We start from the raw sequence: 13,862 nt of genomic DNA, 5'->3' as shown, positions 1-13,862 counted from the left end.
AGCGCGGCGCGCACATTTGCGGGGCGGCGCTGCCATGCGCTGCCGGCGGAAGGGGAGAAGGGCGGTGCCGGGTGAACAACCAAGAGCGACTTGCGGCGTTTGACCAGTTCGCGGAGGATGTTCGGCATGAGCTTGACGAGGTCTCCCACCGTATGGAACAGCTCCGTGCGGAGAACAGGGTAAAATCCGCCACATACAAACAGCTCTTTGCGATCCGTTCGACGTTGAAAGAGATAGACCGCCGTCTGGCGGAGCGCGGCCTGTAGCGCGCCGCGCGGCACCCGACACGGCTGTAAGGGAGGCCTCCCCATGGAGTCGCTTTATAGAAAGTACCGTCCGCTTACGTTCGAGAGCGTGGTGGGCCAGCAACATATCGTGTCCACGCTCAAGCACGCCGTGGCCGAGGGTCGCCTGTCGCACGCGTACCTGTTCTGCGGACCGCGCGGCACGGGCAAGACCACCATGGCGCGCATTCTCGCCAAGTCACTTTTGTGCGAGGGCTCTGAGGCCGCGCGGGCAACCGGCGCGTCGGGCTGCATGCCGGACGGAACGTGCCCCGAGTGCGAGGCCATCGCGGCGGGTACGCACCCGGACGTGTACGAGCTCGACGCGGCGAGCCGCACGGGCGTGGACAACGTGCGCGAGGAGATCATCAACTCGGTGAGCTTTGCCCCCGTGCGCGGCGCGTACAAGGTCTACATCATCGACGAGGTTCACATGCTCACCACGGCGGCGTTCAACGCGCTGCTCAAGACGCTTGAGGAGCCGCCGAGCCACGTGGTCTTTGTGCTGTGCACCACCGACCCGCAAAAGATCCTCGAGACGATTTTGTCGCGCTGCCAGCGCTTCGACTTCCACCGCATCTCGAACGAGGATATCGTGGGGCGTCTGCGGTTCATCTGCGAGCAGGAGGGCTTTGCCTTTGACGAGGAGGCGCTCGAGATCGTGGCGCGCCATGCCCGCGGCGGCATGCGCGATGCGCTCTCCACGCTCGAGCAGCTTTCGGTGTTCGGCGACGGCTCCGTGCACGTGGATGACGCCCGCTCGCTGCTGGGCGAGGTTGCCTCGACGGTGCTCTCGGAATTTGCCTGCAAGATCGCCGTGCGCGACACGGTGGGACTGTTCGGCCTGGTGCGCGTGCAGGCGGATGAGGGCAACGATTTGATGGAGCTCACACACGACCTGGTTGCGCACGTGCGCGACGTGTATACCGCGGCGATTGCGGGCCCCAAGACCGAGCTGTTCGACGGCACGCCCGAGGAGGTCGCGGCGCTGGTGGAGGAGGCGCGCCTGTTCGAGGGCGCCGATCGTCTGGCGCGCGCGCTCACCGTGCTGGACGACGCCGCGCTCGAGATGCGCAACGCGTCCGACCAGCGCCTGGTGCTCGAGATCGCGCTGACGAGGCTCGCGCGCCCGGAGACCGATTTGACCCTCGAGGCGCTGGCCGAGCGTCTGGCCCGCCTGGAGGTGCAGCTCGCCGCCGGCGTGCTGAGTGGCCCCATGGACGCGGCGCAGCTGGCTGCCGCTGCCGGCCCGCACGGTGGCGCTCCGAACGCCGTCCCACGCGCCGGTGCGGTGCCTTTGGCCACTTCTGCGGCGCCGGTGGTTCCGAATTCCGCCTCGGCTGCGGCGCCGGCACCCGTCTCCTCCCCGACTGCCGATCCGTGTGTGACCCAGGGTCCCGCGCGGGCTTCGAGCAGCCCGGTTGCCGCTTCTGGCGCGGCGGACGTGAGCCCCTCTGTCCGCTCGTCGACTTCCGGGTCCGCTGCCGCGCCCCGTTCGGCTCAATCCGGATCTGCCCCGGCGCCTCGACCGGCGGCACCTGCTGCCTCGGCGTCGAATGGACCGGTTCCCGCTCCGACTGCTGCCGCCCCCGCTGCAGCCGTTCCCGCCCAGGCTGCGCAGCCTGTGGCGGGCGCCGCGACGCAAACCGGCCCGTCGGCGCCTCGGGCGCAGGTCGCCCCGGTTCCCGCATCGCAGGCGGCGCCCGCCGGAGCTGAGCGTCCTGCTGCGCAGGGGGCGCCCGCCTCACCGGCCCGGGCCTCCGCTCCGCAGGAAAGCATCACGATTGCCGCCGACTCCCAGCCCGAAATGGCTGCGTGCCCCGTGACCCCGCCGGCGGCCGACGCGGGCGACCTGCAGCGTCGATGGGCGGATGCCGTTAAGCGCATCACGGCCGAACAGCCCTCTCGCGGCGGCCTGCTCCAGAGCTCTCGGGCGGTGAGCGACGACGGCGAGACGCTCACGATCGGATTCCCCAAGGGTTCGACGTTCGCGCTCAAGATGATCACGCGCCCCGATTCGAGCCAGCTGGTCATGCCGATCATCTGCCAGGTGTTCGGAAAGCGCTCAGTGACGTATGTGATGGAAGGCGCGGCGAAGGCCCCCGCGGCTCCGGCGCCTGCTTCCGCTCAGGTATCCACTTTCGCCCCGGCTCAGGCGCCCGCCCCCGCGGCTGCACCCGTCACAGCTCGGACCATGCCCCCTGCTTCGTCACCCGTTTCCGCCGGCTCGGCTTCCGCCGCGCCTTCTGCCCCCGCGGCCCCCGGAGCGCCGCGCGCCGCGTCGCCCGCCCCTGCCGGCTCGGCTCCCGTCCAGGCGTCCACGGTTGCCACGCCGCCGACATCAGCGGCTCCCGCCCCCGCGGCTGCTCGCGCCGCCTCTGCGCCTTCTTCTGCCGCGGCGTTGCCCGCCGCGCCTGCTGCCTCCGCATCAGTGCCCGCGGCTGCGCCTTCACCCCAGGTTGAGCCCTCGCCCCAGCCCTCGCCATCCGCCGTCGACCAGGCAACCGGTCCCACGATTTTGAGCGACCGCGATATCGAGGCGGACCGCAAGGCGTGGGAGGACGAGATGCCTCCCTACGACGACGCCTTTATCGCGTCGTACGAGGGCGATGACGAGGTCCCTCCCTTTGACGTTCCCGCTGAGGTGCCATCGGTGGATTCGTCGTCCGCGTCTGCCGAGCGGTCGGTGGGCAACTCTGTCCCCGCCGCGCAGACGCCCGCTGCGCACTCAAGTGCCCCGACGTCCTCAAGCACCCCGGCACCGATGCCTTCTGCCCCCGCGAGCGGCGCGCCCGTTCCGCCGGTGGCGTCTGCGTCGACGGACGCCACCCCGCCGGCAGCCCCCATGCCTTCGCTTGCGGCAGACTCCGACGCCGAGGCCGATCCCAAGGCCGTCCTCGAGAGCATCTGGGGCAACGTGGTCTTTAAGTAGTCCCGGTAGAGTGCCTGCGAGCTGCAGAGCGCTCGTGAGTTCGTCGAATGTGCCCAGCCGCCCATGTCGCTGTTTTGCGATGTGGGCGGCTTTGATATGGGCGGCTTTTCGACGTATTTCGCGGCGCCCACTGTACGGCGGGCCGTGGCAATTGCACGGCGGGCGGCGCGCGACCGGCCATGGCAACCGTACGGTCGGCCGTGGCAACCGTGCGGTAGGCGGTGTACGACCGGCCGGGGCAACCGTACGGTAGGCGGCGTACAGCCAGCCGTGGCAACCGCGCGGCGTCCACCGTACGGCCGGCCGTGGCAATCGCACGGGGCGCGGGCCGATCGGCCGGCCGCGCCCCGTGGTACCATGCCTTCTGGATTATTCGCCTGCGCGCGTCAACTCGCGTTGCAGGCTCAGTGAGTGAGGAGAACCCATGGCCGGTATCAACATGAATCAGCTCATGAAGCAGGCTCAGCAGATGCAGCAAAAGCTCGCCGAGGCCCAGGAGAGCATGAGCGAGGTCACCGTCGACGCCAGCGCCGGCGGCGGCATGGTCAAGGTCACCGTCGATGGCGCCATGCAGCTCAAGTCGGTCACCATCGACCCCGATGCCCTCGATCCCGAGGACGTCGAGATGCTGCAGGACATGATCGTGGCCGCCGTCAACGAGGCGTGCCGCGGCGTTGCCGAGATCGCCAACAAGCGCATGAGCGCCGTGACGGGTGGCATGGGCGCCGGCATCCCGGGCATGCCGTTCTAAAGAGCAGGACACCCCGGGAGCTGGGTTGCGGTTCCCGGGATGAGTCGTTTGGGCGTCGGGCGGCCGCCTTGACGCCAGCGGCCGCCTTGACGCCTTGTTTTTTCGCGAGGGTGCCCGGGCGCGCCCGCCGTGCGACTCGCCGATGGATTGTCCACCCGCAAGCCACCTGCCCGCGTAAGCCACCTACCCGTAAACTTTGATCTGTTGGAGCGGCATCATGAGTGCAGACCGCAGCCTTCAAATTCTCCTCGATGAGCTGGGCCGCCTGCCCGGCATCGGCCCCAAGAGCGCTCAGCGCATCGCGTATTACCTTCTCGAGGCTGATGCCGAGGAGGCCCGCCGTCTTGCCGACGCCATTCTCATGGTCAAAAACGAGGTCCACTTCTGCAGCCGCTGCTTCAACTACGCCACCGGCGACGAGTGCGCCATCTGCGAGGACATGTCCCGCGACCGCAACCGGATCTGCGTGGTGGGCGAGCCGCGCGACGTCACGGCGATTGAGCGCACCGGCAGCTACCACGGCCTGTACCACGTGCTGGGCGGCGTGATCAGCCCCATGGACAAGATCGGCCCCGACCAGCTTCATGTTCGCGAGCTGCTCGCCCGCTTGGGCGCGGAGGACATCGAAGAGGTCATCATCGCCACCAATCCCAACATCGAGGGCGAGACCACCGCGAGCTACCTCGCCCGCACCATCAAGCCGCTCGGCATCACCGTCACGCGTCTGGCGAGCGGCCTGCCCGTGGGCGGCGATCTTGAATACGCCGATGAGCTTACCTTGGGCCGCGCCATCGAGGCCCGTCGCGCGCTGTAGCCGCCGCTTGCCCCGCCGGCGCGCAAAAGTGTTGAACGCACTGCAATATAACCAAATCTACCTGCGAAAACATACGCTCACCGACTCTCTCAGATTGTCCTTCTATAAGTAATCTCGGGGGGTACAATGAGTTTGCATGCGTATCCCGCGTGGCACTTTGTCCTGCCGCGCGAGTGCATGGCGGAGGCGCGGGGCACCGCTGTTCGACGCATCCGCCCATGCGAACATACCGGGGGCCGACGTGACCCCCGGCGCCTTATATACCTAGTCGAGAGGAGAGGGGTATATGGCAGATCGTAAGTTCAAGTCTATGGACGGCAACGAGGCCGCCGCGTACGTAAGCTACGCGTACACCGAAGTGGCGGGTATTTACCCGATCACGCCGTCCAGCCCTATGGCCGACCATGTCGACCAGTGGGCGGCTCAGGGCATGAAGAACATCTTCGGCACGCCCGTGAACGTGGTCGAGATGGAGTCCGAGGCCGGCGCCGCCGGTGCCGTGCACGGCTCTCTGGGCGCCGGTGCCCTCACCACCACCTACACGGCCTCCCAGGGTCTTCTGCTCATGATCCCGAACATGTACAAGATCGCGGGCGAGGGTCTGCCGAGCGTCTTCCACGTCTCGGCCCGTACCGTCGCCACCCACGCGCTCAACATCTTCGGCGATCACTCCGACGTCATGGCCTGCCGCCAGACCGGCTTCGCCATGCTCGCCGAGGGCAACGTGCAGGAGGTCATGGACCTCGCACCGGTGGCCCACCTGGCCGCCATCGAGGGCAAGACCCCGTTCCTCAACTTCTTCGACGGCTTCCGCACCAGCCATGAGATCCAGAAGGTCGCCGTGTGGGACTACGAGGACCTCAAGGACATGTGCGATATGGACGCCGTCCAGGCCTTCCGCGACCACGCGCTCAACCCCGAGCGCCCCGCGGCTCGCGGCAGCCACGAGAACGGTGACATCTTCTTCCAGCACCGCGAGGCCTGCAACGCCACGTACAACGCGCTGCCCGCCATCGTTCAGTCCTACATGGACAAGGTGAACGCCAAGCTCGGCACCAGCTACCACCTGTTCGACTACTACGGCGCCGACGACGCCGACCGCGTGGTCGTGTGCATGGGCTCCTTCTGCGACACGCTCGAGGAGGTCATCGACTACCTGAACGCCCATGGCGAGAAGGTCGGCCTGGTCAAGGTTCGCCTGTACCGCCCGTGGTCCGTCGAGGACTTCGTGGCCGCCCTGCCCGCGACCGTCAAGAAGATCGCCGTGCTCGACCGCACCAAGGAGCCCGGCTCCATCGGCGAGCCGCTCTACCAGGACGTCGTTTCCGCCCTGTACGAGGCCGGTCGCTCCGACCTCGTGGTGGTCGGCGGCCGTTACGGCCTGGGTTCCAAGGACGAGCCGCCGGCGGCTGCCTTTGCCGTGTACGAGGAGCTCAAGAAGGACGCGCCCAAGCGCGAGTTCACCATCGGCATCGAGGACGACCTCACCCACCTGTCCCTGCCCATGGACCCGGACGCCCCCAACACCGCTGCTGAGGGCACCATCGAGTGCAAGTTCTGGGGCCTTGGCGGCGACGGCACGGTTGGCGCCAACAAGAACTCGATCAAGATCATCGGCGACCACACGGACAAGTACGTCCAGGCCTACTTCCAGTACGACTCCAAGAAGACCGGCGGCGTCACCATCTCGCACCTGCGCTTTGGCGATTCCCCCATCCGCTCGCCGTACTATGTGACCAAGGCCGACTTCGTGGCTTGCCACAACCCGAGCTACATCGTCAAGGGCTTCAAGATGGTCCGCGACGTCAAGCCCGGCGGCACCTTCCTGGTCAACTGCCAGTGGACGCCCGAGGAGTTCGCCTCCCATATGCCGGCGAACGCCAAGCGCTATATCGCCAAGAACAACATCAACGTCTACCTGATCGACGCCATCGACCTGGCCGCCAAGGTGGGCATGGGCAAGCGCACCAACACCGTGCTTCAGTCCGCGTTCTTCGCGCTGGCCGGCGTGCTCCCGCAGGAGGAGGCGCTCCAGTACATGAAGGACGCCGCCACCAAGTCCTATGCCAAGAAGGGCCAGGCCATCGTCGACGCCAACCACAAGGCTATCGATGCCGGCGCGACCGCGTTCGTGAAGTTCGATGTTCCCGCCGACTGGGCCGACGCCACCGACGAGGCGCCTGCCGCCGTTCTCACCGATGACGAGAAGACGGCCATCGCCAAGCAGGTCAAGGAGCTCATGGAGCCCATCGCCCGCATGGACGGCGACTCCCTGCCCGTCTCCGCCTTCAAGGATTGCGCCGACGGCCAGTTCGAGCTGGGCGCCTCTGCGTACGAGAAGCGCGGCGTCGCTGTTATGGTGCCGCATTGGGACGAGACCAAGTGCATCCAGTGCAACCAGTGCGCCTACGTGTGCCCGCACGCTACGATCCGCCCGTTCGCGCTCAACGCCGACGAGATGGCCGCCGCTCCCGAGGGCCTGCGCACGCTCGATGTGAAGATCCCCAAGGACACCGGCTACAAGTTCACCATGGCCATCAGCCCGCTCGACTGCATGGGCTGCACCAACTGCGCCAAGGTCTGCCCCAAGGACGCGCTCACCATGGTTCCCGCCGAGGGCGAGCTGTCCGAGCAAGAGAACTTCGACTACTGCGTGGCCAACGTCTCCGAAAAGCCGGAGCTCATCGGCAACAACGTCAAGTCCAGCCAGTTCAAGCAGCCCCTGCTTGAGTTCTCCGGCTCCTGCGCCGGCTGCGCCGAGACCGCGTATGCCCGCCTCGTCACGCAGGTCTGCGGCGACCGTATGTTCATCTCCAACGCCACCGGCTGCTCCTCCATTTGGGGCAACCCTGCCGCGACCTCCCCGTTCTGCACCGATGCGAACGGTCACGGCCCGGCTTGGAACAACTCCCTGTTCGAGGACAACGCCGAGCATGGTCTCGGTCTCGAGCTCGGCTACAAGGCCGTCCAGGGCAAGCTTGTCGCCGCGTGCGAGGAGATGCTCGGCTGCGACAAGGCTTCCGACGAGCTGAAGGCCGCCGCCCAGGCTTGGATGGATGCTCGCAATGACGTCGAGGGCTCCAAGACCACCGCTGCCGCGCTGATCGCCGAGTGCGAGAAGTCCGATTGCGACAAGGCCAAGGAGATCCTGGCCGACAAGGCGTACCTCACCAAGAAGTCCTTCTGGATCTTCGGCGGCGACGGCTGGGCCTACGACATCGGCTTCGGCGGCCTGGATCATGTCCTTGCCTCCGGCAACAACGTCAACGTCTTCGTGTTCGACACCGAGGTGTACTCCAACACCGGCGGCCAGGCCTCCAAGGCCTCTAACCTGGGCCAGGTCGCCCAGTTTGCCGCCGCGGGCAAGAACGTCAAGAAGAAGAGCCTCGCCGAGATTGCGATGAGCTACGGCTACGTCTACGTGGCGCAGGTCGCCATGGGTGCCAACCCGGCCCAGACCCTCAAGGCCATCCACGAGGCCGAGGCCTACGACGGCCCGTCCATCATCATCGGCTACAGCCCCTGCGAGATGCACTCCATCAAGAAGGGCGGCATGCAGAACTGCCAGGCCGAGATGAAGAAGGCTGTGGACTGCGGTTACTGGAACCTCTTCCGCTACAACCCGGCTGCCCCCGAGGGCAAGAAATTCGCCCTCGACTCCAAGGAGCCGGCCGGCGGTTACCAGGAGTTCCTGATGAACGAGGCCCGCTACGCGAGCCTGACCACCGCGTTCCCGGAGCGCGCCGAGAAGCTCTTCGCTGCCAACGAGGCCGCTGCCATGGATCGCTACCAGCACCTGGTCAAGCTCAAGACGCTCTACAACGAGTAGTCGCCTAAAACGGGCTTTGAGCCGCAGCGCATAGCGCCTGATGCGCCCCCGTCGGATTCATTTCCGGCGGGGGCGTTCGTGTGTGTGCTGGAATACACAGCCTGCCGAGGCGAATCCGAGATGGAAAACGCAATCAAGCAGGCTAAAACTGTGTTGGAAAAGCGTGGCAACTCGATCAAAAATGGGATGGAAAAACGTAGTAAAACATCCAATAACATGATGGAAAAGCGTAGTTAAAACTCTAAAAGTAGGATGGAAAAACGTGATGTATGTGCGTTTTACGATCATCGGTGCACGAGAAGAGCGGCGGTGCACGAGAAGAGCTGCGATGCGCTTGGCGAATCTGCGTGCGCTTGGCGATCTTTGATGCGCTTGTAAAACCCGATGCACTTTGTGAACTTCAGTGCAGGTGGCGACCATTTCTCGCCTGGAAAACGGTTTCCAGGTGCATCGAAGTTTGAGAAGTGCATGGAGGATTCGGGAGTGCGTCGGGGATCGGCCGCCGGCAAGTGCACCGATAATCCAGAGGCGCGCCGGGGGCCAGCCTTCAGCAAGTGCACCGAAGATTCGGGAGTGCGTCGGGGATCGGCCACCGGCAAGTGGATTGATGATCCAGAGGCACACCGGAGCTTCAGCCCCTGGCAGGTACACCGGAGCTCCAGCCACTGACAAGCGCACCGAACCTCGGCAGGCGCAGCGATGATGCACCGGACGGGCTGTGACGGGCTGTCGGCGGCTATTCACTGAGAATCTTAACAAGCGACTCACCGCGAAACGCGAGGTGCGGGGGACGGGACACTCCACCGTGCTAACAGGCGCGTATATTCGAGTGCAATCTTGTATAGAAATGTATATACTTGCCAAATAGGCAGGAAGAGTATACAGAGACGCCCTTTGTTAAAACGATTGAGCAATGTGGCGAGATTATGCCCATATCCTTGGGATATAACGTTTATCGCCAATAATCGTCCGTTCACCAAGACAAACAAAAAGACCGAAGCGACAACAGCCAGTTGCGGGTATATTGCATAAAGTACGTCTGCTGGTGAATATTCAAACCGGCACCATGCGTTAGAAAAGAGGCAGTTATGTCCAAGCCTTACGGCAAACCCGACCGTATCGTCGTGGCCCTTGGCGGCAACGCTCTCGGCGATACCCCCGCCGAGCAGATCGAGAAGGTCAACCACGCCGCTCATGCCCTCCTGGGCCTCATCGAGCAGGGCAACGAGATCATCATCACCCACGGCAACGGCCCGCAGGTCGGAATGATCCAGAACGCCTTCGCCGCCGCGCACGACGCCATCGGCACCCCCTCCATGGACCTGCCCGAGTGCGGCGCCATGTCCCAGGGTTACATCGGTTACCACCTGCAGCAGGGCATCGGCCGCGAGATGCACAAGCGCTACAAGCGCTGGCACGCCGCCACCGTCGTCACCCAGATCGAGTGCGACCCCGACGATCCCGCGTTCGCCAACCCCACCAAGCCCATCGGCCCGTTCTACACCGAGGAGCAGGCCAAGGAGATCATGGCCGAGAACCCGGATATGACCTTTGTCGAGGACTCCGGGCGCGGCTGGCGTCGCGTTGTGGCTTCCCCCGAGCCCAAGAAGATCGTCGAGGCCGACTCCATCCTGAACCTCCTCGATAACGAGTTCATCGTCATCGCCTGCGGTGGCGGCGGCATCCCCGTGGTCCGCGACTACGAGAACAAGGGCTGCTACAAGGGCGTGGCCGCCGTTATCGACAAGGACATGGGCGGCGAGCTCCTCGCCGAGGACTGCTCCGCCGACGTCCTGTTCCTGCTCACCGCCGTCGAGCACGTTGCCATCAACTTTGGCAAGCCCAACCAGGAGGAGCTCGAGGAGCTCACCGCCGACGAGGCCGAGCGCCTGGCCGACGAGGGCCAGTTCGGCAAGGGTTCCATGGAGCCCAAGGTCCGCGCCGCCATCAAGTTCGCCCGCTCCCGCAAGGGCCGCACCTGCATCATCGGTGCCCTCGACAAGGCTGCCGAGACCATGGCCGGCCTCTCCGGTACCCGCATCACGGGCTAATCGATGTAAACGGCTTCCCTGGTACCGCGCTTTGGCGCTTGGCCGTTGGGCGCTACACGTTAGATGTGCCGACGCACGCGATACGTGAGTCCTTTGCTCCTGCGCCGATCTGTGGCACCTGGGAAACCCGTAGGCTCGGGTCGAGCATTATCGGCCCAGGTACAACACGCCTCCCTCTCCTGCGGACGCTCCGGAAACTGCCCCGGGGCGTCCTTTTTGTATCTGCGTGCGCCCATATCGGCGATCAGGTTTGTGTCTATTTGCATGCGACCGCGCGGACCTGCCGTGACTCATCGGCGCCGATGTCGCATTGCGAGCTCGAGATGGCAGCATATTATACTAACTGCTCACATAATATGATATAGTGTGAGTAATTAGTATAATATCGAGGAGGAGTGCAGAATGCTCTATAGATACGATCAAGTCCTCGTCCGTTTTGGTTCTGCCTATCAAATCTCGAAAGCGGTCGACTCCCGTTTGATCTACAAAGTCGAACGCGGTCTCTATTCCGACGAGCGTCATCCGAATCCGAATACCGTTGTGTGTACCTTGTACCCGCAGGCAGTTCTCACGATGGAGACTGCCTTTTATCTGCATGGGCTTACTGATGTCGCGTCTGATGTGGTTCACGTTGCAACACCTCGCAATGCTACGCGCATTCGTAACGAATGGGTCCGGCAGCATTTCATGGAACCCGTCCTTATGAACTGTGGCGTGGTTGCCATGAACAAAGGGGATGGTGCCGTGCGCGTGTTCTCGCGAGAGCGCATGCTTATTGAGCTGATGCGCGCCTCTGCTGGTATGTCTCCCGACTACTACAAAGAACTCATCATCTCGTATCGAGCTATAGCCAACGAGTTGGATATGCGCGAGATTGAGGATTGTCTCGCCCTCTACAGTCGTGCCGACGCGCTATTCGACAAGATGCAGAAAGAGGTGCTGTAAATGAATCTAAAGGAAATCAAAGATTCCTATATCGACGACGGAATGGGTTTCGATGCCGCAACCGCGCGGACCTGCCGTGACGTTGTGCTGACGCTCATCGCCGCCTCTCCAATGGCCAGCCATGTGACCGTAAAGGGCGGTGTGGTTATGCAGCAGGTTTCTGGCGATGTGCGTCGGGCGACACGAGACGTGGATCTCGACTTTGTTCGTTATCCAATGACGGTTGAGGGTATTCGTGCTTTTCTTCATGCGCTTTGTCAGTCGGGCTCTGGGGTTGCGCTTGAGGTGGTTGGCCCAATAGTGGACCTCAAGCATCAGGACTACCACGGCAAGCGCGTTAACCTGCGAATCTCCGATTGCAATGGGATGTCCATGGAAACAAAGCTCGATCTTGGCGTTCACGATTCTCTCGCGCTTGAGCAGAAGGAACTGTGGTTCGATACTGCCTTATGTGAAGCTGGCGTAGCGCTCATGGCCAACAGTAAAGAACAGATGTGCGCGGAGAAGCTTCGCTCACTTATCCGAATTGGCGCGGCATCGACTCGTTTCAAGGATGTGTTCGATGTGTATTACCTGCTGTGCCGCGTAGGCGTCGATGCCATTGCATTCGACCGGGCGATGAGGATTATGGTGTATGAAGCAGCGGATATGCGAGAGGACGGTAGAGCAGCCGTCCATGCGCGCTTGGCGCGCGTGTTTGGTGACAAGCGGTTTGTTCGGGGTCTATGCCGCGCGCACAACAATTGGCTTGGCGCGAATGTTGCCAAAGTGACATCGGGGATATTGAGATATTTCGAATAATGTCGCATGGAGACCGACACCGAGATTACCGTGATTATCTGCACTTTGGGCGGTAAAAGGGCAGAAACGTATGGGTGGCGCGCCATGGTGAGGTGTAGCTCATGCGCACGGGGAGAGCAGAGAGCCCATACACTCGCGGGGCAGGGACCCATGCGTTCGCGGAGGGCAGGGGCCTTGTACTCGCAGGGGGCAGAAGGCTGGGGGGTCACACCCAAAACGACCAGCAGGCTTTGGTCTGATTGAGGATGCGCTGAATGGGCCAACGCCGCGCGCTGTTGAAGGGGCTGTTGGGGTCGAAGACCTCGACCATGCCTTGATCGTCGATGCCGCCAAGTACGATAAAGTGGCCGACCGAGGTAAAATCGCCGGGATGCACGCTGCAAATGACTGGACGTCCACCGGCGAGCGCGTTCTCGATGCTCTCGCGCGTGGGGTGAATCTGCGTGGACTGAATGCCCAGCATGTTGGCCCCGCTTGTCATGAAAGACCATTCGGTCGCACCCGTGGGGGCAAAGTTGTTCTGGTCGGCAAATGCGGACATGCGCGCGGGGTCCATGTCGGTTCGCCCGGTAAGGCATACGTATACCATGGTGAGGCACGTTGGCCCGCACGCGTTGACGCGCACCGTTCCGCCGGCGTATGGCTGGTCGGCCCATGCGGGGTCGGTCTGATACAGGTGGGGCAAGGTGCCCTGCTTCCACTCCGCACGCGGGGTCGATGCCGGTAAGAGCGTTGTTCCCAGTTGGGTGGGGTGGACAATACGCGCGGCGAGCTCTTTCTTTTGCGCGTCCTTCTGCTCTTGGGCTGCGACTTCGGCGGCGTGGCGTTGCGTGGCAGAGATAATGCCAAAGGCTCCAAAACCAATAACAAGAATCGCGATGAGGCAAGTAACGATGAGAGGGCTGCGCAGGAAATCTGCCGGTCGGCTGCGCGTGAAGATACGGTTTGACGTTGCGTACGAGTGCCCGGTTCGGCGCAACGATCTGCTGAAAGAACGAGGGGAGCGTGCAAGAGAGTCGGTGCGGAATTGGGATGTTCTCGGGCTGTCGCCGGCACGTGGATTGCCGTCGGCCCGTGGACTGCCGTCGGCCCGTGGACTGCCGCCGGCGCGTGGGCTGCGCGAGGGGCTCATGGCTGCGCGCGGATCGTGAGCGAGGCCCATAGCCGCGTGTGGGTCGCGCGAGTGATTCATAACTGCGCGGCTGCCGGAAGGGGGAGTGGCGCCTGCGCGCCGATCGTTAGTGCGTCTTTCGGTGTCGTGTTGGCTGAACTGCTGGTTGTTGGCGTCGTGTTGGCTGAACTGCTGGTTGCCAGCGGTGTGCGGGTCGCGGGATGTGCCGCTGGGTCGGGGGTGGTCAGATACCCTTTCGGTAGGACGCGAGCGGTCGGAGGCCCTTTGGGAGGGGTATCGATCGCGAGAGGGCATTTCAGCAGAGTGCCGGTCGGGGGAGGGGC

Annotated in this window: 9 protein-coding genes; 8 read left to right on the top strand and 1 reads right to left on the bottom strand. The window is 63.8% G+C overall.

The genetic code is table 11. The annotated features are described in order from the left end of the window. Positions 1-71 precede the first annotated feature (71 nt). The 8 genes from LK434_RS07855 (at position 72) to LK434_RS07820 (ending at position 12,407) form a co-directional block, all read left to right on the top strand. Positions 72-266, top strand: coding sequence for a hypothetical protein (locus LK434_RS07855; protein WP_006719280.1), 195 nt, complete (start codon positions 72-74; stop codon positions 264-266). A 43-nt stretch (positions 267-309) separates the two neighbouring features. Continuing rightward, positions 310-3,216, top strand: coding sequence for a DNA polymerase III subunit gamma/tau (dnaX, locus tag LK434_RS07850; protein WP_227917703.1), 2,907 nt, complete (start codon positions 310-312; stop codon positions 3,214-3,216). A gap of 424 nt (positions 3,217-3,640) precedes the next feature. After that, positions 3,641-3,967 (top strand): YbaB/EbfC family nucleoid-associated protein, encoded by a 327-nt coding sequence (locus LK434_RS07845; protein WP_006721704.1) that lies wholly within the window; start codon positions 3,641-3,643, stop codon positions 3,965-3,967. Between the two features lie 217 nt (positions 3,968-4,184). Continuing rightward, positions 4,185-4,781 carry a recombination mediator RecR gene (gene recR / locus LK434_RS07840; RefSeq protein WP_006721703.1) on the top strand — a complete coding sequence of 199 codons (597 nt, stop codon included), beginning with the start codon at positions 4,185-4,187 and terminating at the stop codon, positions 4,779-4,781. A 286-nt stretch (positions 4,782-5,067) separates the two neighbouring features. Next, a complete protein-coding gene (gene nifJ, locus LK434_RS07835) occupies positions 5,068-8,610 on the top strand; it encodes a pyruvate:ferredoxin (flavodoxin) oxidoreductase (protein ID WP_006721702.1) in 3,543 nt (1,180 codons plus the stop codon). Between the two features lie 1,088 nt (positions 8,611-9,698). Continuing rightward, complete coding sequence (gene arcC, locus LK434_RS07830) at positions 9,699-10,661, top strand: carbamate kinase (protein ID WP_006721698.1); 963 nt, start codon at positions 9,699-9,701, stop codon at positions 10,659-10,661. A gap of 402 nt (positions 10,662-11,063) precedes the next feature. Then, the gene (locus LK434_RS07825; protein ID WP_006721697.1) at positions 11,064-11,606 is read left to right on the top strand and encodes a type IV toxin-antitoxin system AbiEi family antitoxin domain-containing protein; all 543 of its coding nucleotides are present in this window, start codon (positions 11,064-11,066) and stop codon (positions 11,604-11,606) included. Next, on the top strand, positions 11,607-12,407 hold the full coding sequence (locus LK434_RS07820) for a nucleotidyl transferase AbiEii/AbiGii toxin family protein (RefSeq protein WP_006721696.1): 801 nt from the start codon (positions 11,607-11,609) through the stop codon (positions 12,405-12,407). 205 nt (positions 12,408-12,612) lie between these two features. On the opposite strand, the gene LK434_RS07815 is transcribed toward LK434_RS07820, so the two are convergent. After that, the gene (locus LK434_RS07815; RefSeq protein ID WP_040361673.1) at positions 12,613-13,092 is read right to left on the bottom strand and encodes a C39 family peptidase; all 480 of its coding nucleotides are present in this window, start codon (positions 13,090-13,092) and stop codon (positions 12,613-12,615) included. Positions 13,093-13,862 lie beyond the last annotated feature (770 nt).

It is taken from the genome of Collinsella stercoris DSM 13279 (assembly GCF_020735465.1).
Lineage (GTDB): Bacteria > Actinomycetota > Coriobacteriia > Coriobacteriales > Coriobacteriaceae > Collinsella > Collinsella stercoris.
Note: the sequence above shows the minus strand (reverse complement) of the source record. Positions and strands in the feature narration are given on the sequence as shown.